This window comes from Novosphingobium hassiacum (assembly GCF_014196055.1).
Taxonomy (GTDB): Bacteria; Pseudomonadota; Alphaproteobacteria; order Sphingomonadales; family Sphingomonadaceae; genus Novosphingobium; species Novosphingobium hassiacum.
This window is the reverse complement of the sequence record NZ_JACICY010000002.1, coordinates 18626-40020: the sequence shown is the minus strand read 5'-3', so window position 1 is coordinate 40020 and position 21395 is coordinate 18626. Positions and strand designations below refer to the sequence as shown.

General features: G+C 63.0%; 23 protein-coding genes. 12 read left to right on the top strand and 11 right to left on the bottom strand.

Going from position 1 to position 21395, the window contains the following annotated elements; genetic code table 11:
* The first annotated feature begins 28 nt into the window (after nucleotides 1–28).
* The 4 genes from dapB (at nucleotide 29) to GGQ88_RS04860 (ending at nucleotide 3094) form a co-directional block, all read left to right on the top strand.
* Nucleotides 29–757 (top strand): 4-hydroxy-tetrahydrodipicolinate reductase, encoded by a 729-nt coding sequence (dapB, locus tag GGQ88_RS04875; protein ID WP_183612021.1) that lies wholly within the window; start codon nucleotides 29–31, stop codon nucleotides 755–757.
* A 62-nt stretch (nucleotides 758–819) separates the two neighbouring features.
* The gene (locus GGQ88_RS04870; RefSeq protein ID WP_183612020.1) at nucleotides 820–1995 is read left to right on the top strand and encodes a M48 family metallopeptidase; all 1176 of its coding nucleotides are present in this window, start codon (nucleotides 820–822) and stop codon (nucleotides 1993–1995) included.
* A complete protein-coding gene (gene nth, locus GGQ88_RS04865; RefSeq protein WP_183612441.1) occupies nucleotides 1992–2690 on the top strand; it encodes an endonuclease III in 699 nt (232 codons plus the stop codon). Before GGQ88_RS04870 ends, nth begins: the two co-directional genes overlap by 4 nt.
* Complete coding sequence (locus GGQ88_RS04860) at nucleotides 2687–3094, top strand: hypothetical protein (RefSeq protein WP_183612019.1); 408 nt, start codon at nucleotides 2687–2689, stop codon at nucleotides 3092–3094. The genes nth and GGQ88_RS04860 overlap by 4 nt, the downstream gene beginning before the upstream one ends.
* A gap of 132 nt (nucleotides 3095–3226) precedes the next feature.
* Here GGQ88_RS04860 and GGQ88_RS04855 read toward each other — a convergent pair whose 3' ends face one another.
* Together GGQ88_RS04855 and aroC are read right to left on the bottom strand one after the other, a co-directional pair.
* Entirely contained in the window at nucleotides 3227–4546 is a 1320-nt protein-coding gene (locus GGQ88_RS04855; protein WP_183612018.1) for a dicarboxylate/amino acid:cation symporter, read from the bottom strand.
* Between the two features lie 56 nt (nucleotides 4547–4602).
* On the bottom strand, nucleotides 4603–5673 hold the full coding sequence (gene aroC, locus GGQ88_RS04850; protein WP_183612017.1) for a chorismate synthase: 1071 nt from the start codon (nucleotides 5671–5673) through the stop codon (nucleotides 4603–4605).
* A 162-nt stretch (nucleotides 5674–5835) separates the two neighbouring features.
* Here aroC and GGQ88_RS04845 point away from each other — a divergent pair, with 162 nt between their 5' ends.
* Both GGQ88_RS04845 and GGQ88_RS04840 read left to right on the top strand, forming a co-directional pair.
* The gene (locus GGQ88_RS04845) at nucleotides 5836–6147 is read left to right on the top strand and encodes an antibiotic biosynthesis monooxygenase (RefSeq protein ID WP_183612016.1); all 312 of its coding nucleotides are present in this window, start codon (nucleotides 5836–5838) and stop codon (nucleotides 6145–6147) included.
* On the top strand, nucleotides 6144–6494 hold the full coding sequence (locus GGQ88_RS04840; RefSeq protein ID WP_183612015.1) for an arsenate reductase: 351 nt from the start codon (nucleotides 6144–6146) through the stop codon (nucleotides 6492–6494). The genes GGQ88_RS04845 and GGQ88_RS04840 overlap by 4 nt, the downstream gene beginning before the upstream one ends.
* Here GGQ88_RS04840 and GGQ88_RS04835 read toward each other — a convergent pair.
* Both GGQ88_RS04835 and gyrB read right to left on the bottom strand, forming a co-directional pair.
* A complete protein-coding gene (locus GGQ88_RS04835; protein ID WP_183612440.1) occupies nucleotides 6491–6700 on the bottom strand; it encodes a hypothetical protein in 210 nt (69 codons plus the stop codon). The two genes, GGQ88_RS04840 and GGQ88_RS04835, sit on opposite strands and share 4 nt — an antisense overlap.
* Nucleotides 6701–6744: 44 nt before the next feature.
* Nucleotides 6745–9261: a DNA topoisomerase (ATP-hydrolyzing) subunit B gene (gyrB, locus tag GGQ88_RS04830; protein WP_183612014.1), complete on the bottom strand. Its 2517-nt coding sequence runs from the start codon at nucleotides 9259–9261 to the stop codon at nucleotides 6745–6747.
* Between the two features lie 149 nt (nucleotides 9262–9410).
* Between gyrB and GGQ88_RS04825 the strand changes: the two genes are divergently transcribed.
* Together GGQ88_RS04825 and GGQ88_RS04820 are read left to right on the top strand one after the other, a co-directional pair.
* Nucleotides 9411–10829, top strand: coding sequence for a M20/M25/M40 family metallo-hydrolase (locus GGQ88_RS04825; protein WP_183612013.1), 1419 nt, complete (start codon nucleotides 9411–9413; stop codon nucleotides 10827–10829).
* A 167-nt stretch (nucleotides 10830–10996) separates the two neighbouring features.
* Nucleotides 10997–11632, top strand: coding sequence for an HNH endonuclease (locus GGQ88_RS04820; protein ID WP_343057116.1), 636 nt, complete (start codon nucleotides 10997–10999; stop codon nucleotides 11630–11632).
* On the opposite strand, the gene GGQ88_RS04815 is transcribed toward GGQ88_RS04820, so the two are convergent.
* Together GGQ88_RS04815 and GGQ88_RS04810 are read right to left on the bottom strand one after the other, a co-directional pair.
* Nucleotides 11605–12870, bottom strand: a complete 1266-nt coding sequence (locus tag GGQ88_RS04815) for a TCR/Tet family MFS transporter (protein WP_183612012.1) — start codon at nucleotides 12868–12870, stop codon at nucleotides 11605–11607. The two genes, GGQ88_RS04820 and GGQ88_RS04815, sit on opposite strands and share 28 nt — an antisense overlap.
* Before the next feature lie 26 nt (nucleotides 12871–12896).
* Nucleotides 12897–13907: an NAD(P)H-dependent flavin oxidoreductase gene (locus GGQ88_RS04810; protein WP_183612011.1), complete on the bottom strand. Its 1011-nt coding sequence runs from the start codon at nucleotides 13905–13907 to the stop codon at nucleotides 12897–12899.
* A 111-nt stretch (nucleotides 13908–14018) separates the two neighbouring features.
* Here GGQ88_RS04810 and GGQ88_RS04805 point away from each other — a divergent pair, with 111 nt between their 5' ends.
* Nucleotides 14019–14693, top strand: a complete 675-nt coding sequence (locus GGQ88_RS04805; RefSeq protein WP_183612010.1) for a pentapeptide repeat-containing protein — start codon at nucleotides 14019–14021, stop codon at nucleotides 14691–14693.
* A 1-nt stretch (nucleotide 14694) separates the two neighbouring features.
* Here the strand turns inward: GGQ88_RS04805 and GGQ88_RS04800 are convergent, their stop codons facing one another.
* Nucleotides 14695–15951 (bottom strand): aspartate kinase, encoded by a 1257-nt coding sequence (locus GGQ88_RS04800; protein ID WP_425490410.1) that lies wholly within the window; start codon nucleotides 15949–15951, stop codon nucleotides 14695–14697.
* Between the two features lie 85 nt (nucleotides 15952–16036).
* Between GGQ88_RS04800 and ubiG the strand changes: the two genes are divergently transcribed.
* Together ubiG and GGQ88_RS04790 are read left to right on the top strand one after the other, a co-directional pair.
* On the top strand, nucleotides 16037–16765 hold the full coding sequence (gene ubiG / locus GGQ88_RS04795; protein WP_183612009.1) for a bifunctional 2-polyprenyl-6-hydroxyphenol methylase/3-demethylubiquinol 3-O-methyltransferase UbiG: 729 nt from the start codon (nucleotides 16037–16039) through the stop codon (nucleotides 16763–16765).
* 12 nt (nucleotides 16766–16777) lie between these two features.
* Nucleotides 16778–16960 (top strand): hypothetical protein, encoded by a 183-nt coding sequence (locus GGQ88_RS04790; protein ID WP_183612008.1) that lies wholly within the window; start codon nucleotides 16778–16780, stop codon nucleotides 16958–16960.
* Here GGQ88_RS04790 and GGQ88_RS04785 read toward each other — a convergent pair.
* Entirely contained in the window at nucleotides 16957–17382 is a 426-nt protein-coding gene (locus GGQ88_RS04785) for an acyl-CoA thioesterase (protein ID WP_343057093.1), read from the bottom strand. The genes GGQ88_RS04790 and GGQ88_RS04785 overlap by 4 nt on opposite strands.
* Before the next feature lie 85 nt (nucleotides 17383–17467).
* Nucleotides 17468–17728, bottom strand: coding sequence for a hypothetical protein (locus tag GGQ88_RS04780; RefSeq protein WP_183612007.1), 261 nt, complete (start codon nucleotides 17726–17728; stop codon nucleotides 17468–17470).
* Between the two features lie 239 nt (nucleotides 17729–17967).
* Here GGQ88_RS04780 and GGQ88_RS04775 point away from each other — a divergent pair, with 239 nt between their 5' ends.
* Nucleotides 17968–18318: an endonuclease domain-containing protein gene (locus tag GGQ88_RS04775; protein ID WP_183612006.1), complete on the top strand. Its 351-nt coding sequence runs from the start codon at nucleotides 17968–17970 to the stop codon at nucleotides 18316–18318.
* A 380-nt stretch (nucleotides 18319–18698) separates the two neighbouring features.
* On the opposite strand, the gene GGQ88_RS04770 is transcribed toward GGQ88_RS04775, so the two are convergent.
* The gene (locus GGQ88_RS04770; RefSeq protein WP_183612005.1) at nucleotides 18699–19787 is read right to left on the bottom strand and encodes a DUF4062 domain-containing protein; all 1089 of its coding nucleotides are present in this window, start codon (nucleotides 19785–19787) and stop codon (nucleotides 18699–18701) included.
* Between the two features lie 77 nt (nucleotides 19788–19864).
* Nucleotides 19865–20923, bottom strand: a complete 1059-nt coding sequence (locus GGQ88_RS04765) for a ribonucleotide-diphosphate reductase subunit beta (RefSeq protein ID WP_183612004.1) — start codon at nucleotides 20921–20923, stop codon at nucleotides 19865–19867.
* Nucleotides 20924–21395 lie beyond the last annotated feature (472 nt).

The following is a 21395-nucleotide window of genomic DNA, read 5'->3' as shown; positions in this document are numbered from 1 at the left end:
ATGAAGCACGGCAGGAATGGGGTAAGCAATGCCAAGAATCGGAATTATCGGCAGTGCCGGACGCATGGGCAATGCCCTTCAGGCAGCGATCACAGCGGCTGGCCACGACTATGTCGGCGGCATCGACAAGGACGGCGACGTCCGGGCGCTGGCGGCGCAGGCTGAGGTCCTTGTCGATTTCTCGGCACCGACCGCTCTCGAATTCAACCTCGATGCAGCGATCCATGCCGGTATCCCGATCGTGGTCGGCACCACCGGGCTGGGGGAGCGCCACCACTGGCTGATCGATGCCGCTGCAGTCAGCATTCCCGTCCTGCAGACAGGCAATACCTCGCTCGGCGTCACCTTGCTCGCGCACCTCGTTCGCGAGGCCGCTGCGCGGCTCGGCGAGGACTGGGACATCGAGATTGTCGAGACGCACCACCGGATGAAAGTCGATGCGCCTTCTGGCACCGCGCTGCTTCTGGGCGAAGCTGCTGCTGGCGGACGCGGCGTGCATCTGGCTGAAGAGGCGGTTCGCGGTCGCGACGGCATCACCGGAGTGCGCAAGCCCGGAACGATCGGGTTTGCCTCGCTGCGTGGCGGTAGCGTCGCGGGCGATCACACCGTGCATTTCCTTGCCGACAACGAACGCCTCTCGCTTTCGCACTTGGCCGAAAACCGCGCGATCTTTGCCAAGGGCGCGGTGCGCGCGGCGGAATGGCTGCTGGGCAAGGAGCCCGGGCGCTACACCATGCCGCAGGTTCTCGGGCTGTAACGACCGATTGCTTCACGCATCCCGCACTGTAGTGTCAGTGCTGAGTATTGGGGATGGGGAAGATGATCGATCCGGTAGCAGAAGCCACGCGGTTGGTGGACAGCCTTGGCGCCGAGCAGTTGGAGAAGGCAGCGGCTTACACCCGGGGCAACGAGGTGCTGTTGGTTATCGGCCTTGGCGTCACCCTGCTCGTCGCCTGGCTGATCGTGCGCAGCCGCGTGCTCGATCGTGTTGCAGGCAAGGTCTTGGGCCGGAAGCGCTTTCTGGCGACTTTCGCGGTGTGCTTTACCTTCTTCATCGTCGAAGCTTTGATTACCCTGCCATGGACGATCTGGACCGACTGGAGCCGCGAACGGTCGTATGGTCTTTCCGATCAACCGCTGGGCGATTTCCTCAGCCAGATGGCGCTTTCGACGGCGATCGGAGCAGTGTTAGGCTCGCTTTTTCTGGTCGGCGTCTACGCACTGATCCGTCGTGCCGGAAAGCGCTGGTGGGCGTGGGGTGGGGCCTTTGCCGGTGTGGTGGCCGTGATCATGCTGCTGGCGGGACCGCCCCTGATAGAGCCTCTGTTCAATACCTACATCCCGGTCCCCGCAGGGCCGGTGCGAGCGTCGCTCGAACAGATCGCGGACGACGTCGGCATCCCGCACGACCGCATTTTTCTCTACGATGGCTCGCGCCAGTCGGACCGTTTTACGGCCAACGTGTCGGGCATCGGCCCGGCCGCGCGCATCGCGATCTCGGACGTCGCGATGAAGTCGGCTTCGCTCGATGAAGTGCGTGCGGTCACCGGCCATGAAGCCGGCCACTATCAGCTCGGCCATATCTGGCGGCAGGTGATCCTGCTGCCGTTGCTGGCGGTGCTGGTCCTGTTCGCGATCGACCGCCTGTTCCCTCGTGTCGCTGCGGCGATGGGCAGTAGGGCCACACTGGGCGATCCGGTAGGCCTGCCGGTATTCATGGTGCTGGCGGCGATTGCGGGGTTCCTTGCCAACCCTGTGCTCAACGCCTTCTCGCGCGCGGCGGAGACAGAGGCCGACGCCTATTCGATGGAGCACGTCGGCCTGCCCGATGCGATGGCCTCCGCACTGCTCAAAACCGCCGAGTACCGCTATCCGCGGCCACACCCGATCGAAGAAGCGTTGTTCTACACCCATCCCTCGGTCGAGCGGCGCGTGTTGCGGGCGATGGAGTGGAAGGCGCAGCATCAATCCGGGCAGCCAGCGGCGGCACGATGAACCGCGCCGCGATCTTCGAGTTCTTCCGCCGTCTGGCCGAAGCCAACCCCTCGCCCGAGACCGAGCTGGAATACGGCAACGTGTACCAGCTGCTGGTGGCGGTCACGCTGTCCGCGCAGTCTACCGACGTCGGCGTGAACAAGGCGACGAGGTTGCTGTTTGCGCAGGTCAAGCATCCGCAGGATATGCTCGACCTGGGCGAGGATGGCCTGAAGGCGCACATCAAGACCATCGGCCTGTTCAATTCGAAGGCCAAGAACGTGATGGCGATGGCTCGGATTCTGGTGGACCGGCACGGCGGAGAAGTCCCCGCCGATCGCGACCTCCTGACCGAACTGCCCGGCGTCGGGCGCAAAACCGCCAATGTCGTGATGAATTGTGCGTTCGGGGCCGAAACCTTTGCGGTCGACACGCACATCTTCCGCGTCGGCAACCGCACGGGTCTGGCCAAGGGCAAGACACCGCTGGCGGTGGAGAAGGGGCTGGAGAAGAAAGTGCCGCAGCCATTTCGCGTGGGCGCGCACCACTGGCTGATCCTGCACGGGCGCTACGTGTGCAAGGCGCGCACGCCCGAATGCTGGCACTGCGGCGTGGTTGACCTTTGCGAGTACAAGCCCAAGGTGCTGGACAAGGGGGCCAAACCGGCCGCAGCCATCAAGAAGGCAGCGGCCCGAAGCAAGGAGAGCATGACATGAAACGCATGACTTCGATCCTACTGCTTTCCGCTGCCGCACTGGCCAGCTGTGCCGCGCCAGCCAGCGACCAGCGCGCCGGATCTGGCCAGAGCAAAGATGTCCCGGCTGTTCGCGTTGTGGGCACACCGGTCAGCTGCCTGCCGCTTCAGTCGATCCGTGAAAGCCGGGTGCGCGACGACTGGACCATCGACTTTCGCACCAACGGCAATCGCTGGTACCGCAACACTCTGCCCAACCGCTGCAACAGTCTCGGCTTCGAACGCGCATTTTCCTACGCCACGTCGCTGACTCAGCTGTGCAACGTCGATATCATCACGGTGATCGCCAACACTGGTGGCAGCGGCCCGATCAATCGCGGTTCGTGCGGACTTGGCCAATTCACGCCGGTGGAACTGGTCAAGTAGGGGCGATAGCGCTCCGGCACACCCTGACATCGGCCATTCCGTCATCCCCGCGCAGGCGGGGATCCAGTGCGGTGAGTGGACTCTGGATCCCCGCCTGCGCGGGGATGACGCAGGGAGTATGGAAGCCGAGGGTCACCTCTCGAAGTTCACCGGATCCAGGTTCAACCCCGCACGCCCATCGGCTGCCGTGTGCGCGGGCGCATGCGGTGGCTCGGCGTCGGGGTCCATCGGCGGTTGCAGCATGCCTTCCCACTTGGTGATGACCGAGGTCGCCACCGCGTTGCCCACAACGTTGGTTGCGGTGCGGCCCATGTCGAGGAAGGTGTCGACGCCGAGCAGCAGTGCGATGCCTTCCAGCGGCAACCCGAACTGGGTCAGCGTTGCGGCGATCACCACGAGGCTGGCGCGGGGCACACCGGCGATGCCCTTGGACGTGACCATCAGCGTCAGCAGCATCGCGATCTGCTGGCCCGCAGACAGCTCGATCCCATAAGCCTGCGCGATGAAGATCGTTGCAAAGCTGGTGTACATCATCGAACCGTCAAGATTGAAGCTGTAGCCCAGTGGCAGCACGAAGCCCGAGATGCGGCGCGGCACGCCGAACCGATCGAGCTGTTCGAACAGCTTGGGCAGCGCAGATTCCGAACTCGCGGTCGAGAATGCGAGCAGCAGCGGCTCGCGGATATAGCGGGCGAGCAAGAAGATCCGGCCCTTGAGGAAGATCGCGCCCAATCCCAGCAGGATCGTCCACAGGATCAGCAGGCCAAAGTAGAACTCGGACACGAACACGCCGTAGGTGATGATGATCCCGAGGCCGCGCGTGGCGATCACCGCCGCCAGCGCGCCGAACACCGCGAACGGCGCAAAGCGCATCACATAGTCGGTGATCTGCAGCATCAGCTTGGCCAGAGCCTCGCACCCGCGCACGATCGGCGCGCCCGTCTCGCCGATGGCCGAGAGCGCGACGCCTGCGAACAGCGAGAACACTAGGATCTGCAGCACGTTGTTGTTGGCCATCGCGTCCAGCGCGCTGGTCGGGAAGATTTCGAGCACGAAGTGGCGCAGCGTGAAGTCCGCCGTCGCCAGCTCCCCGACATCGCCTGCTGCGGTGAATTCGAGGCCGACGCCCGGCTTGAACAGGTTGACCAGCACCAGCCCCAAGCTGATCGAGATCAGGCTGGCGGTGATGAACCACGCCAGAGCCCGTCCACCGATGCGCCCGAGAGCGGCGCTGTCGCCCATCCCTGCGATCCCCGCGACCAGTGTCGCCAGAATCAGCGGTGCGATGATCATCTTGATCAGATGCAGAAAGATGTCGGGCAGCAGTTTCAGGTAGTCGGCGATCTGCGCCAGCCGTGGATCGCCTGCCGGGTAACTGGTGTTGAGCGCAAAGCCGACGAGAATGCCGAGCACCATGCCGATGACGATGTAGAGTGTCAGGCGCTTGGCCAAAATCGATGCTCCCGCAATATTGTTACGGCTGAGACTAACGACCTTTCACAAGTACCTCAACCGCCACATTGCGCCCGGTGCAGCATCTTCTGGTCGGCCAGCACCAGTGCCATCATCGCCTCGACCACCGGAACGCCGCGAATGCCGACGCAGGGGTCGTGGCGACCCTTGGTAAACAGCTCGGTTGCCTCGCCCCCCCGCGTAATCGTCGGCATCGGCGTGAGGATCGACGAGGTCGGCTTGAACGCCACGCGCACGACCACCGGCTGACCGGTCGAGATGCCGCCCGCGATACCGCCCGCATGGTTGGCGGTGAACTGTGGCGCGCCAGCACCGGGCCGCATCGGATCGGCATTGCCTTCGCCGGTATTGGCGGCAGCGGCAAAGCCGTCGCCGATTTCAATGCCCTTGACCGCGTTGATCCCCATCATCGCATGGGCAAGTTCGGCATCGAGCTTGGCATAGAGCGGCGCCCCCCAGCCTGCTGGAACGCCGGTCGCAACGCATTCGACCACCGCGCCCAATGACGAGCCGGACTTGCGCGCATCGTCCACCAGCTTTTCCCAGCGCACGGCGGCTTGTGCATCAGGGCAGAAGAACGGATTGGCTGCGATCTGCGCAGCGTCGAACTTCGCCATATCGATGGCATCGCCGCCGATGGCGCTAACGTATCCGATGATCGTGACCTCGGGGATCACCAGCCGCGCCACGCCCCCTGCCGCCACCCGCGCCGCCGTCTCGCGCGCCGAGGAGCGCCCGCCGCCGCGATAGTCGCGAAAGCCGTACTTGGCGTCATAGGCATAGTCGGCATGACCGGGACGATAGGCCTTGGCGACATCGCCATAGTCCTTGGAGCGCTGGTCGACGTTTTCGATCATCAGGCTGATCGGGGTGCCGGTCGTCTTGCCCTCGAACACGCCCGACAGGATGCGGACCTGATCGGGCTCCTGCCGCTGCGTGGTAAAGCGCGATTGCCCTGGGCGGCGCGCGTCGAGGAACGGCTGGAGGTCCGCTTCGGACAGCGCCAGTCCCGGAGGACATCCGTCGACCACGGCGCCCAGCGCCGGCCCGTGGCTTTCGCCCCAGGTGGTGAAACGGAACACGTGACCGAAACTGTTCAGGCTCATGGGGGCGCAATGTCGCAATGCGGGCCAAAAGTCCACTGTCGCAGCACCACCCCCCGGCCCCCTCCTCTGAAGGGGAGGGGGAGAAGGCGCGCACAACAAAAAGCCCCCTCTTCTTTAGAGGAGGGGGTTGGGGGTGGTGGCCCCACGCGCTAAGCTCACCCAGTGTACCTCGTCGTCTTCCGCAACCGCAAACGCGCCGACATCGATGCCGCCGCCTATGCCGCCGATGCGCAGGCGATGGAGCAACTCGCTCGCCAGCAACCGGGCTTCCGCAGCTTCAAGAGCTATACCGCCGAAGACGGCGAGGTCATCGCCCTGTCCGAATGGGCTGACGAAGCTGCAGCCCTCGGTTGGCGACGCGTCGCCGAGCACGCAGAAGTGCAAGCCAAAGGCCGCGCAGAATACTACGAAAGCTACACCCTCTACGCGGGCACGCCCTCGCGCATCCACCACTTCGACAGGCAAAATCCATGAGCATCACCGTCTACGGCATCCCCAACTGCGACACGGTCAAGAAGGCGCGCAAGTGGCTTGAGGCCAATGGCATTGCCTACAGCTTCCACGACTACAAGAAGCAAGGGATCGGCCCAGCGCGGATTACTGCGTGGATAGCGAAGGTCGGGCTGACCAAGGTCGTCAACAAGGCGGGGACCACCTACCGCAAGCTGGATGACGCGCAGAAAATCGCGCTCGGGCAGACCGGGGCTGAAGAAGTGCTTGCGGAAAACAACTCGGCAATCAAGCGCCCGATCGTCGAATACCCCGGTGGTTTGCTGGTTGGTTTCAAGGAAGACGAGTGGGAAGCCGCGCTGAAGCGCTAATTCGTCTCGCGCGTCAGCCGCTCGGCCAGTTCGGTGATTTCCGACGGGTCGAGCAACCATGTCCGCGTGGCGCGGCCTTCGCGGTGGATCGGCTGGGTCAGCAGGATCCGCGCGTTGTCGCGCGCGTGCGGCTTGTACAGGCCATAGTGCAGCGTGCAGTCGCGGATCGTGCCGATGATCGGAACGCGGCCCTCAAGGTCGATCATGGTCGCGGGCTGATCCCACGGAATCTCGTCGGTGAATGCCAAGATCAAACGTCCAGATTGGCCACGTTGAGCGCATTTTCCTGAATGAATTCGCGGCGTGGTTCGACCACGTCGCCCATCAGGCGGGTGAAGATCTCGTCGGTTACGTCGGCATCCTCGACCTTGACCTGCAGCAGCGTGCGCACTTCGGGGTCAAGCGTGGTTTCCCACAGCTGATCGGCGTTCATCTCGCCAAGGCCCTTGTAGCGCTGGATCGACAGACCCTTGCGGCCGCCAGCAAACACCGTCTCGAGCAGTTCCGAAGGCCGCGTGATCGCGTCCTTGGCCTGCGTCACCGGAGCGGCAGCAGGTGCATCGGTGTCCGGCTCCTCTTCGCCGGACACGATCGGCTCGGGTTCGGGCGCAGCGGTTGTCCCGCGCACCAGACGCGCGACGCCCGAATAGACTTCGGCGTGTTCTGCCGCCAGTTTGGCCAGCTTGCGCGCTTCGGCACTGACAAGGAACCCGGCTTCGATCACGTGATGGTCGGTCACCCCGCGCCACACGCGGCGGATGTGGTAGCCACCTTCCTCGGCCATCTCGACCAGCCAGCGCGCCTCGGTATCGCCGCGGTCGAGCCAGCGCGTCGTGCGCGACAGAGCCTCTGCGCGCACGTCTGCCGAGATGTCCGGTTCCAGCGCGCCGGCCAGCGCCAGCGCCTCGATGATCGCAGGATTGTAGCGGCGCGGCACGAAGGCCATCAGGTTGCGCATGCGCAGCGCGTGTTCGACCAGACTTTCGAGGTCAGGCCCGCTGCGCGCACCGCCGACCGTCTCCAGCACGCGGCCAGAGAGCCCTGCTTCGAGCAGATAACGATCGAGCGCGGCGTTGTCCTTGAGGTAGACCTCGCTGCGGCCCTTGGCGACCTTGTAGAGCGGCGGCTGCGCGATGAACAAATGCCCTGCCCGAATGATGTCGGGCATCTGGCGGTGGAAGAACGTAAGCAGCAGCGTGCGGATATGCGCGCCGTCGACGTCGGCGTCGGTCATGATCACGATCTTGTGATAGCGCAGCTTTTCGAGGTTGAATTCATCGCGGATGCCAGTGCCCATCGCCTGAATCAGCGTGCCGACTTCCTTCGAACCGATGATCCGGTCGAACCGTGCGCGCTCCACGTTGAGGATCTTGCCCTTGAGCGGCAGGATCGCCTGGATCTTGCGGTCACGACCCTGCTTGGCGCTGCCGCCTGCCGAATCACCCTCGACCAGGAACAGTTCGCACTTCGAAGGATCGCGCTCCTGACAGTCGGCCAGCTTGCCCGGCAGGCTGGCGATGTCCATCGCGCCCTTGCGGCGGGTCAGTTCGCGGGCACGGCGGGCAGCTTCGCGCGCGGCGGCAGCGTCAATCACCTTGAGGATCACCGACTTGGCGTGGCCGGGGTTTTCCTCCAGCCATTCGCTCATCTTGTCGGCCATCAGGCTTTCCAAGGGCTGGCGCACTTCGGAGGAGACCAGCTTGTCCTTGGTCTGCGAGGAGAATTTCGGGTCGGGCAGCTTGACCGAGACGATCGCGGTCAGGCCTTCGCGCATGTCGTCGCCCGACAGCGTGACCTTTTCCTTCTTGAGCATCCCCGACCGCTCGGCATAGCCGTTGAGCGTGCGCGTCAGCGCGGCGCGGAATGCGGCAAGGTGCGTGCCGCCATCGCGCTGCGGAATGTTGTTGGTGAAGGTCAGGACGTTTTCGTAGTAGCTGTCGTTCCACTGCAGCGCCACGTCGATGCCGATGCCGTCCCGGCTTGCGCTGATCGAGATCGGTTCGGGCATCAGCGGCTGCTTGTTGCGATCGAGATACTTCACGAACGCCGCGATGCCGCCCTCGTAATAGAGATCGTGCTCCTTGATCTCCTCGTGCCGCTTGTCGCGCAGCAGAATGCGCACGCCGGAATTGAGGAAGGCCAGTTCACGATAGCGATGCTCGAGCTTGTCGAAGTCGAACTCGAGCACGTTCTTGAACGTCTCGGTGCTGGCAAGGAAAGTCACGCGCGTGCCCTTCTTGCCTTCAGGCGCAGGTCCGCGCACGATCAGCGGCGAGACCGCATCGCCGTGGGCGAACTTCATCCAGTGCTCCTGACCATCGCGCCAGATCGTCAGTTCGAGCCATTCGGACAGCGCGTTGACCACCGACACGCCGACGCCGTGGAGACCGCCCGAGACCTTATAGGCGTTGTCGTCCGAGGTGTTCTCGAACTTTCCGCCAGCATGGAGCTGGGTCATGATCACTTCGGCAGCCGAAACGCCTTCCTCCGAATGGATTCCGGTAGGAATGCCGCGCCCGTTGTCCTCGACCGAAACCGAGCCATCGGGGTTCAATTCGATCAGCACGAGATCGCAATGCCCGGCCAAAGCCTCGTCGATCGCGTTGTCCGAAACCTCGAACACCATGTGGTGAAGACCCGACCCGTCGTCGGTATCGCCGATGTACATGCCGGGGCGCTTGCGCACCGCGTCGAGACCCTTCAGCACCTTGATAGAATCGGCGCCATAAGCATTGGCGTTGGGGATGTTTTCGTTCGTACTGGCCATCGTTTGCACATAGGCACGAAAGGGCAAAAACCCAAGCTATTCCGGCCTGTTTTGCACAGGCCGCGATATCCCGGAAAAGGCGTTTGCGCACGAGGCGAGGCTGGCGCACGATAAGCGCACACGCATTTGCTCCGGGGGCCGTCACGACCATGCGCAAACTTCTCGCCACGCTTATCCCGATGGTGGTGCCAATGGCTGCTGCGATAGCGGCAGAAACGCCGCTGCGGCCCGATCAACTGGCTTATCGCGCGCTCTACAAGGAGATGGTCGAGACCGACACATCGATCACGACAGGCAGCTGCACCGCGCTCGCCGACAAGATCGAAGGTCACTTGCGTAAGGCGGGGTTTACCGACGCCGAGATCCATCGTTTCGCCGTGCCCGAAGCGCCCAAGGAGGGCGGCATCGTCGCGGTCCTGCCCGGCACGTCAAAGACCGCAAAGCCGATCCTCCTGCTCGGTCACCTCGACGTGGTCGTCGCCAAGCGCGAGGACTGGACCCGCGATCCCTACACCTTCATCGAGGAAGGCGGTTATTTCTACGGGCGCGGCGTTGCCGATATGAAGGCGATGGACGCGATCTGGGTCGACATGCTGATGCGCTGGCGCATGGCGGGGAAGGTCCCGAAGCGCACGATCAAGCTGGCGCTGACTTGCGGCGAGGAAACCAGCACCGCGTTCAACGGCGCGAAGTGGCTGTCCGAGAACCGCCGCAATCTGATCGACGCCGAATTCGCGCTTAACGAAGGCGGCAGCGGACGGACCGACAAGCCGCTGGAGCAGGGTGGTCGCGTCGTCGTCCAGACAATGCATGTCGGCGAAAAGACCCCCGTCAACTACCGGGTCGAGGCGACCAACCCTGGCGGGCACAGCTCCGCCCCGATCAAGGACAATGCGATTTACGAGTTGTCCGATGCACTCGCGCGCATCCGCGATTTCGATTTCCCGCTGATGCTCAATGATACCACGCGCGCCTATTTTTCCAAGGCAGGCGCCGCACGCGGCGATGCGATGGGCAAGGCGATGGTCGCAATTGCCGCTAACCCTGTCGACAAGGCTGCCGAAGCCACGCTCAACACCGACCGCTCGTTCCACTCGATGCTGCGCACCACATGCGTCGCCACGCTGCTCGACGGCGGCCACGCCAACAACGCGCTGCCACAGCGCGCGGGTGCCAACATCAACTGCCGCATCTTCCCCGGCGTCTCTGCAGAGGACGTGCGCAAGACGCTCGAAAGCGTGATCGCCGATCCGAAGATGACTGTCGTGCGCACCGACAATCGCGGTCCCGAGGCCAAGGCTCCGCCGCTCAATCCCGCGATCCTCGGGCCAGCCGAAAAGCTGGTGGCCAAGTACTATCCCGGTGTGCCGCTGGTGCCGGTGATGTCCACCGGCGCAACCGATGGCGTGTTCCTGTCAGCCGTGGGCATTCCCAGCTACGGCCCGCCCGGGCTGTTCGGCAATCCCGACGGCGGCGGCACGCATGGGTTGAACGAGCGGGTCTATGTCAAGTCGGTCATGACCGGGCGCGACCTGTTGACCGATCTGGTCACTGCCTACGCGTTCTAACCGCTCGGCCTTGAACAGGCTGTGGAAATCCTGAGGGCTTTCCCCTTGACGGAGGACTCGCACGGGTGTTGTTTGCTGCTCATGCGTAACACTGCGGTCACCCGGCTCGGCCATGACTGCCCCTGCGAAGGCGGGCCCGCCCCGTCATGCAGGGACCGGAACAGGACGTGCTGCATAAGGCGCTGATCGAGCGGGCGGCTTCGGCCAAGCCCCATAGCGGCGATGGCGCCGCGCTGAACCATGTGTTGGGCAATGATCGCCATCTATCAAATTGCCCCGCGCTTGTCTTGAATGCCGATTACACCCCGCTCAGCTATTACCCGCTCAGCCTGTGGCCGTGGCAAACGGCGGTGAAGGCGGTGTTCCTTGAGCGTGTCGACATCATCGATACCTATGACCGCGAGGTACACAGCCCCGGCTTTGGCATGAAGCTGCCCTCGGTCATCGCGCTGCGCCAGTATGTGCGGCCGAGCGAATATCCCGCCTTCACCCGCTTCAACCTGTTCCTGCGCGACGGCTTCCAGTGCCAGTATTGCGGCAGTCTCGAACAGCTGACCTTCGATCACATCGTCCCGCGCCGTCTGGGTGGGCGCACCTCGTGGGAGAACGTCGCGGCGGCCTGCGCGCCGTGTAATCTGCGCAAGGGTGGCCGCACCCCTGAGCAGGCGCGGATGAAGCTGATGAGCCGCGCGATCCGCCCGACCTCATGGCAATTGCAGGAACGCGGGCGCGCGTTTCCGCCCAACTACCTGCACGAAACCTGGCGCGACTGGCTCTACTGGGATGTCGAGCTGGAGGGTTGACCTGCGTTCAGCGCCGCGCCGCCCGTTTCGCGGGTGAGCAATGACGCGCCCTTCCAGAACAGCGCCAGCGTGATCAATGAAATTGCCGCCGACAGCAGCATGGGCATGCCCGGCAGATCGATGATCGCGTTCGGCCCGCTGAAGCGCGCCAGTGCCTGCGTATAGAGCGGTGGCCCGACAATCGCCGCGATGCTGCCGATCGAGGTCACCGCGCCCTGCAATTCGCCTTGGCTGCGCGCATCGACCGCGCGGCTGTTGAACGCGGCAATGGGTGGCTGCACGAAGCCCTGCAACGACCCGACCGCAATCGCCAGATAGACCTGCCAGTGGGTGTGCGCGACGTTGTAGAGCACGGCCGATGCGCATAGCCCCGCAACGCCCAACAGCACCGCGCGCCGCTCGCCCAGCTTGGGCAAGGCCAGGCGCAGGCCGACGCCCTGAACGAGCGCACTGGTCAGGCCGACCACTGCCAGCGCCAGCCCGACATCGCGGACGGTGAAGCCGTAAGCGGCAATCGCGAAGAACGACCACACCGCAGGGTAAACGACATGCGCCAGCTGCCACATGCCGAGCGCTGCAACGAACCACAGCACGGTCGGGCTTTGCCCGCGCAAGGCCTTGAGCGTGGAGACCGCGTTGGCCTTGCGCCAGTCGAACGGACGGCGGTTTTCCCGGCCCAGCGATTCCTTGAGGAAGACCAGTCCGAACACGAAGTTGGTCAGCGCCAGAGCGGCGGCCGCATAGAACGGCAGACGCGGGCTGATCGAGCCGAGCAGGCCGCCTAGCGCTGGCCCGACGACAAACCCGAAGCCGAAAGCCAGCCCAATCATCCCGAAGTTCGCCGCGCGTTTTTCGGGCGGGGTAACGTCGGCAATGTAGGCATAAGCGGCGGAAAAGCTTGCGCCGGTAACGCCCGCCAGCAAGCGCCCGATCACCAGCCACCAGAATTGGGGCGCCATCGCCTGCAACAGGTAATCGAGGCCCAGCATCAATACGGCGGCGAGCAATACCGGCCTGCGCCCGTAGCGGTCCGACAGGTTGCCGATGATCGGTGCGAACACGAACTGCATCAGCGCGTAGCCCGCGCCCAGCCAGCCGGCGTATTCCGCCGCGGTGCCGACATCGACCCGCGCAAGTTGCATGATCAGCCCCGGCATCACCGGCGCGACGATGCCGAACCCGAGCATGTCGATCATCACGATCGCGAACACGATCCCGAACGAAGCGCGATGCGTCATGCAGGGGAACTCCGTTGGGGGATCGATCAGCGGCGGGTGAGGGCGTCCTCGCTCTCGGCCATCAATTGCGCGATGATCTCGGCCACCGGCTCTTCCTTCGTCACCATGCCGACCGACTGTCCGGCCATGACCGAACCGCGCTCGACATCGCCCTCAATCACTGCGCGGCGCAGGGCGCCCGCCCAGAAATGCTCGATCTCGAGCTGCGCCGCAATCATATCGACAAGGCCCTCGTCGAGCCGCTTGGCGACCTCGATCTGCTTGGCCGTGAACTCTTCGGAACCCTTGTTCTTCAGCGCGCGGACCGGGATCACCGGCAGGCGCGGATCGACTTGCACGCTGGCCACGGCATCGCGCGCATTGCCGCGGAAGAACGCCGCCTTGAACGCGGGGTGCGCGATCGATTCTGTGGCGCAGGCAAAGCGCGTACCCAGTTGCACGCCCGAAGCGCCCATTTCGAGATAGCTCGCGATCATCTCGCCCCGGCCGATGCCGCCCGCCACGAACACGATATGCTCATCGGCCAGCGCGGGCAGGAATTCCTGTGCCAGCACCGAGGTGGAGACCGGGCCAATGTGCCCGCCGGCTTCCGAGCCTTCGATTACCAGCGCGTCGGCGCCCGACCGCAGCAGCTTCTTGGCCAAGGCCAGCGTCGGCGCGAAAACCAGAACCTTGGCGCCGAACGCCTTGATCGCCTCGACGCTGCCCTTGGGGGGAATCCCGCCTGCCAGCACGACATGGCTGATCTGGTGCTTGGCACAGACTGCGATCAGATCGAACAGCATCGGGTGCATGGTGATCAGGTTCACGCCGAAGGGCTTGGTCGTCAGCGCCTTGGTCGCAGCAATCTCGGTGTCGAGCAATTCAGGCGTCATCGCGCCGCAGGCGATCACGCCAAAGCCGCCCGCGTTGCTGATTGCCGAGACCAGATTGCGTTCCGAAACCCAGCTCATCGCTCCGCACAGGATGGCGTGCTCGGTCCCGAGAAATTCGGCACCACGCCGCATCATGTCGGTAGTCTTGGGGGTTGCGGTCATTGTGCTCGAGATCCCGTACGATAGGCTGGCGCGCGCTTTAGGGCCGCAACGTGTCCGCAACAAGGCCCGAGTTCGCTGGCTTGCGATCGCGCCCACGCTTATGCCACAGCGATGAGCCTGACCGAACTTGCCGACCGCAGCCTTGCCCGCACCGACATCGAGAGCCTGTGCGGGGCGCCCGCCCGTCTGATCGCTTGCGATCTCGACGAGGCCGACCTTTCCGGGCTCGACTTGTCGGGCTGGACGTTCGATCGCTGCAGCTTGCGTCATGCCGATCTGTCGAAGGCGACGCTTACGGGTACGAGCTGGCAATCGTGCCGCGGCGCGTTTGCCAATTTCGGGGCGGCAGACCTGAGCGAGGCGGCCTTCACCGGGTGCGACCTCAACAACGCGGTTTTCCGCCGCGCCAATATCGACTCAGCCAAGTTCACCGGCACGCGCATGACCGGTGCGGATTTCGACTCCGCGCGTGGCACGAGCTTCACGTTCGATGAAGTCCTGCTGGTCAATGCGCGGCTGTCGGGCCTGTCATTCCGCAAGGAAACGCTGCGCCGCGTCGATCTGGCTCAGGCCGACCTTACCAAGTGCGACTTCCGCTCGACCGTGTTCGAAGGCTGCAGCCTGCGCGAGGCGAACCTCAAGGGCTCGCGCTTTGCGGGCGCGGACTTGCGTGGTGCGGACCTCGGCGGCCTGACCCTCGAGGATGCCGCGCTGTTCCGCGGCGCGATCATCTCACGCGAGCAGGCCGAACAGCTCCTCTCGGGCTGGGGCCTGCTGATCCGCTGAATTACTCGCCGTCGAGCTCGTAGGCGGTGTGCAGCACGCGTACGGCCAGTTCGGTCTCGTCCTCGTCGATCAGCACCGAGACCTTGATCTCGCTGGTAGTGATCGCCTGGATGTTGATCCCGCGATCGGCAAGGGCCCGGAACATCGTTGCGGCAACGCCGGCATGACTGCGCATGCCGACGCCGACGACGCTGATCTTGGCGACCTTGCCGTTCGACAGCATCCGGTAATAGCCGATCGTGTCCTTGCGCTCCTCAAGCAACGCCTGCGCGCGGGCGAGGTCCGAAATCGGCACGGTGAAGGTCACGTCGGTCTCGCCACGATCCTTGGCGATGTTCTGGATGATCATGTCGACGTTGATGTTCGCAGCCGCCAGCGGCCCGAAGATCGCCGCAACCGCGCCGGGACGGTCGGCGATGCGGGTCAGGGTGATCTTGGCTTCGTTCTTGTCGGCAGCGATGCCGGTGATCAGCTGGCGTTCCATATCGAGTCCTTCAAGCTCCTCGTCAGAGACGATCATCGTGCCGGGAATGGTATCTGCGGCGGGCGCATCGTCGTCGATGAACGAAGACAGCACCTGCACGCGCACGCCCTCCTTCATCGCCAGGCTGACCGAACGTGTCTGGAGGACCTTCGAGCCGACCGAAGCCAGTTCGAGCATTTCCTCATACGTCACGTTCTTCAGCTTGCGCGCCTTGGCGACGATGCGCGGGTCGGTGGTGTAGACCCCGTCGACGTCGGTGTAGATGTCGCAGCGATCGGCATTGACCGCCGCTGCCACGGCTACCGCCGAGGTGTCCGAGCCACCCCGGCCGAGCGTGGTCACGCGGCCAGCGGGACTGACGCCCTGAAAGCCCGGGATCACAGCGATTTCGCCCGACGCCATGCTGGCGATCAGCGCGTCGGCGTCGATGTCCTCGATCCGCGCCTTGGCGTGGGCGTCGTCGGTCTTGATCGGCACCTGCCAGCCGAGCCACGAACGCGCGCTGCAGCCCAGCGCCTGCAAGTGCATCGCCAGCAGGCCCGAGGTGACTTGCTCGCCGCTGGCCACGACCACATCGTATTCGGCGGGATCGTAAAGCGGATTGGCTTCGCGGCAGAAGTTCACCAGCCGGTCGGTCTCGCCCGCCATGGCCGAAACGACCACCGCGACCTCATGCCCCGCTGCTTGCTGGCGCTGCACGATGCGCGCCACACGACGGATGCGCTCGGTCCCGGCCATCGACGTGCCACCGAATTTCATCACGATGCGGGCCAAGGCGTGCTCCCCAACTTCAACAGGTGAAAGAATCTTTCCCACAAGTCCGGTGGACCATGCGGCGCGCGCGCTTTAGGGACGTCAAATGAGCAATGCAACCTCTGCGCCCACCATCCGCCCTGACGAGGCCGCGCATTTCGGCAAGCTGGCGGCAGACTGGTGGAACCCCAAGGGCTCGTCGGCGATGCTCCATCGGCTGAACCCGGTAAGGCTCGGCTTCATCCGCAGCGCCATCGATGCGCATTTCGCCAGCGATGGGCGCAAGCCGCTGGCCGGGCGCCGCGCGCTCGATGTCGGCTGCGGGGCCGGCCTGCTGTGTGAGCCACTGGCCCGCCTTGGCGCAAACGTCACCGGTGTCGATGCCGCGCAGGAAAACATCGCGGCTGCTCAGATTCATGCCGAAGGGTCGGGCCTCGCCATCGATTATCGCTGCGGCGACGTGAGCGAACTCGGCCTGACCGGCTTCGACCTCGTCACCTCAATGGAAGTGATCGAGCACGTATCCGACAAGCCCGCGTTCATCGCCGCTCTCAAATCCGCGCTGAGAGAAGGCGGACTGATGATCCTGTCGACCCCCAACCGCACCCCGCAATCGCGGCTGCTGCTGGTCGAGGGAGCCGAGAGGATCGGCATGGTCCCGCGCGGCACGCATCACTGGGATGATTTCATCACGCCGGTCGAGCTGCACGATCTGCTCTGCGCGGCGGGCCTGAAAATGGGCAACCCCATGGGCATCGCGTGGAGCGTCTCGCGCGGGCTGCACCTGTCCGACAACACGGCGCTCAATTACATCGTCACCGTCACGCACGGTTGAAAGGAATTACCAATGGCCGCCGAACGTTTCGAGCGTCACAAGCAGGCGTGGACTCCCGACGAAATCCAGAAGCTGCACACGCTGGCCAAGAAAGGCATGCCGCTGAAAGCCATCGCCAAGGCGCTGACCCGCAGCGAGGAATCGGTCAAGACCCGCGCCAAGGCCGATAGCCTCGGCATTACCAAGCTGCGTTAGGCGGTCTTTTCCGAGGGCAGGAACTTCTCGACCAGATCGCGTGCCAGCCGCGCCGGGCGCAGCGTTTCGGCATCGAGGCAGCACCAGCTCGATTTGACCTCGGCCAGCACGTCTTCACCACGCTTGATGATCGTCTCGTAGAATGCGCGCGCGCCTTGCACCTTCTCCAGGATCACGTGCGCGATCACCGTGTCGTCAAGGAACGTTGGGCGGCGGTAGGTGATCTCGTGCTTCAGCGCGACCCACAGGTGCGCCGCGACGGCCTCTGCCGGGGCCAGCGCACGCCAGTGATCGATCACCGCTTCCTGCACCCAGGTCAGGTACGACGCATTGTTGACGTGCCCCATGAAGTCGATGTCCGAAGGCTGGATGGCGATCGGGACGAGATGGGCGGGCAGCGTCTGAGGCGTGGAGTTGTTCACACCAGTGTAGATAGCACGATTCGCGGCGCGGCGGTAGGCGCGCAGCCGCCCTTTTCGTGTTGCCGGTTTTTTGCTGGCCGCAGCCTCAGGCGTCCCCGGCGCGATCCATCATATCCATGAAGTTGCGGGCCGCATCGCGCGTCTCCGTATCCTTGAACGCCACGTCCAGATCGGGCGCGCTGCCGAGCATGTAGAGCAGCGTCCACATCCCGAACTTGCGCGCAGGATCGCGCTCCAGTCCGAAATCCACCAGCATATGCTCGATCCCGGCATCAAGCGCGGCCGGCGTGGCGGCAGCGATATCCTCGGTCCCGAAGTACCGGCGCATCTGATCGTCGAATTCCATGCGTGGTTGGGTAGTTGAGGTGGGAGCCACGCGCAATGGTCGTCGCGCAGGCCCACCCCCGACCCCTCCCGCAGGCGGGAGGGGGGAAGAAAGGGCGCACACGCGAGGGAGCGCACAACACAGTCCCCCTCCCGCCTGCGGGAGGGGTTAGGGGTGGGCCCGTCCACGTCCCCCAACACTCGCACCAAATCCGAACCAACCCCAATTGCGCAACCCACCACCCCGCGCGACAAACCGCCATGCCCTTCAAACCCCGCAACACCGAGCGCGCCCGCACGCTCCGGCGCGAGGCCACCCCGATGGAGCGCGCCCTGTGGCGCTACCTGTCCAACAGTGCGCTCGGCGCAAAGTTCAGCCACCAGATGCCCATCGGCCCCTACTTTGCCGATTTCCTGTGCCGTGAACTGATGATCGTGGTCGAACTCGACGGCCACAGCCACGATCTCCGCCCCGACCACGACGCCACCCGCGACCGCTTCATGACCGACGCCGGCTACAGCGTCCTGCGCTTCACCAACACCGATGTGCGCGAGAACATCGAAGGCGTAGCAACCGCGATCCAACTGGCGGTTTCAGCGAGGAGAGTCTGAGGCCCAGCCACCGCCGAATGCCCACCCCCAACCCCTCCCGCAGGCGGGAAGGGGGAAGAAAGGGCGAACACCCCACAAGCAACACACAACAAAATCCCCCTCCCGCAAGCGGGAGGGGCCAGGGGTGGGCCTCCGCCCTCTTGATCAAAAACAAGCCCCGCTAAGCCTCGAACCTACGAGGCATAAAACCAACAATGCGGCCGCAACCTGTGCGGAACCATCCGCGACGGCGATACGCAAGCCTCCACGTGGCTTACGGAGCGTTGAAAAGCTAGCGTAGCCGGGTGGTGGTGAGGGGGGACAATAGGATTCAAGTATCTGCGATGATAAAAACTTTATGAAAGCTATATTCTAGACAAACAATCCGCGAGATGAATTAATCATTCTTCCGAGTCATCTGTTATGTCATCAGAAGAACTTAAGCTAACAATGTTCTCCTTATACGCCTTGTCTTTCCGTTTATCTTCCAGAAATCTACTGATTTCCTGCAAAGATTTCTTAGTAAACCTAATTCTATCTTGCCCTAGCATCGCCCGCAGGGCATAAAAAGCACGCCTTGCTTCTGTAAACTCCACGAGTGGTTCCAAACAGTACACAAGATCACGAAGATTTTTTATTCTTGAGCTATATGCTGGGATAACATCGCTTGTCGAGTTTATGTCTAAGGACGCATCTAGTGCGTCATTTTGTGAAATGCTGCCTAGTGAAACAAGGTGATCAAACCAATCATTCTTCCTGATAGCTTCGACAAGCTGAGATTTTGAAAGAGATTTATTCTCTCTTTCAATAATATCAGATGATTTATCAGGAGAAACTGTTTCTAAAACAGTTTCCATATAAGATTTAAGTGTGGTGTTGATTGCTTCTAGGTGCCGAATTTGAGAAGCCAAATCAGAAAACTTTGACTGGTCCTGTCTTTTCCGAAGGAGTTCTTGGAAGAGTCCTGCCCATTGATCTCTCAACCAAGATTCTATGTCTACCCCTTTTTCAAAAGATTGCACTGGATTGTTCCGTTGCTTTCCGAATATAAACTCAATAAAGCTGAAGACTTTGGAGGAGTCGACATGTGCGTACTTAATGCTTTCGTTATCTTTATTTCGCAGATAGGTTTGGTATTCGGAGTAGACCCCACTTTCAATTAACACGTAGACTGGGATGTCTGCATCGTGCGCGCGAGTGAACTCACGCCGCGTCACGCTTTCGAACTCTTCATCCCTCTTTTTCTGGATGGGAGTTTGATTACTCGCAGCAGAGCCGTATCGGCCACCAATAATTAACACTAATATGTCCGAAGATTGAGCTTCACGATAACAAGATTCGTCTAAAGGTTGTGCCGGATCGTATGTTATCGAGCCATATTCCGATAGAATGGGCTCATAGCCGAGCGTTTCGACAAAGACCTCGAGGGAAGCGCGCACATGCTTTAGGTCGTAGTATGTCGAACTTATAAATACGCGCGGCTTCGCCATTTACTTTCCCCGAGGAGCGCGAGGGGCGAATCCCCTCGCATCCATCCCTTACGTTACGTCCAGCTCAGTCTTTCACCTCACTCCGCCGCAATCCCCGCAGCCCCAAACATATCCACCTCGACCTCACCCGTGACCAGTTCCTCGTTCGCCGCGCCCTTGGCTTTGCGGCGGCTGTCGAAGCTGCTCCACACGGTGTTCCAGTCGCCGCGCGTGGCGGCCTTCGAATATTCCGTCGCGCGGGTTTCGAAGAAGTTGGCGTGTTCGACGCCGTTGAGCAGCGGTGCGAGCCACGGCAGGGGGTGGTCTTCGATCATGTAGACCGCGGGCAGGCCAAGCTGGCTGAGGCGCCAGTCGGCGATGTAGCGGATGTAGCGCTTGATTTCCTTGGCGCTCATGCCGGGAACCGGGCCTTGTTCGAAGGCGAGGTCGATGAACGCGTCTTCCAGCCGCACGGTCTTCTGGCAGCAGTCGATGATGTCTTCCTTGACCGCCTTGGTCAGGCAGCCGCGCTCCGCGACGAAGGCGTGGAACAGCTTGGTGATGCCTTCGCAGTGCAGCGATTCATCGCGGATCGACCAGGTGACGATCTGGCCCATGCCCTTCATCTTGTTGAAGCGCGGGAAGTTCATCAGCATGGCGAAGCTGGCGAAGAGCTGCAGCCCCTCGGTGAAGCCGCCGAACATGGCGAGCGTGCGCGCGATGTCCTCGTCGTTGTCGACGCCGAAGGTCTGCAGGTAATCGTGCTTGGCCTTCAGTTCCTCGTATTCGAGGAACATGCCGTACTCGCTCTCGGGCATACCGATGGTGTCGAGCAGGTGGCTGTAGGCGGCGATGTGCACCGTCTCCATGTTGGAGAACGCGGCGAGCATCATCTTGACCTCGGTCGGCTTGAACACGCGGCCGTACTGTTCGTGGTAGCAGTTCTGCACTTCCACGTCGGCCTGGGTGAAGAAGCGGAAGATCTGCGTCAGCAGGTTGCGCTCATGCTCGGAAATCTTCTGCGCCCAGTCGCGGCAGTCCTCACCCAGCGGCACCTCTTCGGGCATCCAGTGGATCTGCTGCTGGCGCTTCCAGAATTCGTAGGCCCAGGGATATTCGAAGGGCTTGTAGGTCTTGCGGGCTTCAAGAAGGGGCATGGGGTGAGTCCTGTGCTGATTCTGTCAATGTAGGGATTGGCGGGGCGCGGCGAAAGCGCAGGCGATGCCTTGGCGGGGGATTGCGGAGCGGTTTTCCACCGGCCCGGCGCACCGCCTTTGGTGCAGGTTCGGGCGGACTGGCGCTGACCCGGCGCGTACTGGCGACGGCGCGATGTTTCGGGCGGAACCGGCAGGTGGCGAGACGGTTCTCAGTGCAAGGCCGCAGGGTTTTCCTAAGCGACCATGACCCCTTGATACCGCAGGAGATTTGCCATGGGTGAATATGAACCTGAAGACTCGCGCAACGTGACCGGCGCCAACGCCAACCTCGGTGGGCGTCCGCAAGCCGGCGGCAGCTTCGAACGCCAGGGCGAACAGCGCTGGGCAGGCGACGGGCAGCAGAGCCAGTCGCAGGATGGAAGCGGCCAGCAGCAGGGTGGCTTCAGCTCCGACACCGGCCAGCAGTCGCAGC

Bases quoted from the DNA above. Each gene is read 5' to 3' on its own strand.
- GGQ88_RS04775 (WP_183612006.1), top strand. From the start codon at position 17,968: ATGCCCTTCAAACCCCGCAACACCGAGCGCGCCCGCACGCTCCGGCGC.
- GGQ88_RS04790 (WP_183612008.1), top strand. From the start codon at position 16,778: ATGGCCGCCGAACGTTTCGAGCGTCACAAGCAGGCGTGGACTCCCGAC.
- GGQ88_RS04805 (WP_183612010.1), top strand. From the start codon at position 14,019: ATGAGCCTGACCGAACTTGCCGACCGCAGCCTTGCCCGCACCGACATC.
- GGQ88_RS04870 (WP_183612020.1), top strand. From the start codon at position 820: ATGATCGATCCGGTAGCAGAAGCCACGCGGTTGGTGGACAGCCTTGGC.
- aroC (WP_183612017.1), bottom strand. From the start codon at position 5,673: ATGAGCCTGAACAGTTTCGGTCACGTGTTCCGTTTCACCACCTGGGGC.
- GGQ88_RS04765 (WP_183612004.1), bottom strand. From the start codon at position 20,923: ATGCCCCTTCTTGAAGCCCGCAAGACCTACAAGCCCTTCGAATATCCC.
- GGQ88_RS04840 (WP_183612015.1), top strand. From the start codon at position 6,144: ATGAGCATCACCGTCTACGGCATCCCCAACTGCGACACGGTCAAGAAG.
- GGQ88_RS04835 (WP_183612440.1), bottom strand. From the start codon at position 6,700: ATGATCGACCTTGAGGGCCGCGTTCCGATCATCGGCACGATCCGCGAC.
- GGQ88_RS04810 (WP_183612011.1), bottom strand. From the start codon at position 13,907: ATGACCGCAACCCCCAAGACTACCGACATGATGCGGCGTGGTGCCGAA.
- dapB (WP_183612021.1), top strand. From the start codon at position 29: ATGCCAAGAATCGGAATTATCGGCAGTGCCGGACGCATGGGCAATGCC.
- GGQ88_RS04780 (WP_183612007.1), bottom strand. From the start codon at position 17,728: ATGGAATTCGACGATCAGATGCGCCGGTACTTCGGGACCGAGGATATC.
- GGQ88_RS04860 (WP_183612019.1), top strand. From the start codon at position 2,687: ATGAAACGCATGACTTCGATCCTACTGCTTTCCGCTGCCGCACTGGCC.
- GGQ88_RS04815 (WP_183612012.1), bottom strand. From the start codon at position 12,870: ATGACGCATCGCGCTTCGTTCGGGATCGTGTTCGCGATCGTGATGATC.
- GGQ88_RS04825 (WP_183612013.1), top strand. From the start codon at position 9,411: ATGCGCAAACTTCTCGCCACGCTTATCCCGATGGTGGTGCCAATGGCT.
- gyrB (WP_183612014.1), bottom strand. From the start codon at position 9,261: ATGGCCAGTACGAACGAAAACATCCCCAACGCCAATGCTTATGGCGCC.
- ubiG (WP_183612009.1), top strand. From the start codon at position 16,037: ATGAGCAATGCAACCTCTGCGCCCACCATCCGCCCTGACGAGGCCGCG.
- GGQ88_RS04770 (WP_183612005.1), bottom strand. From the start codon at position 19,787: ATGGCGAAGCCGCGCGTATTTATAAGTTCGACATACTACGACCTAAAG.
- nth (WP_183612441.1), top strand. From the start codon at position 1,992: ATGAACCGCGCCGCGATCTTCGAGTTCTTCCGCCGTCTGGCCGAAGCC.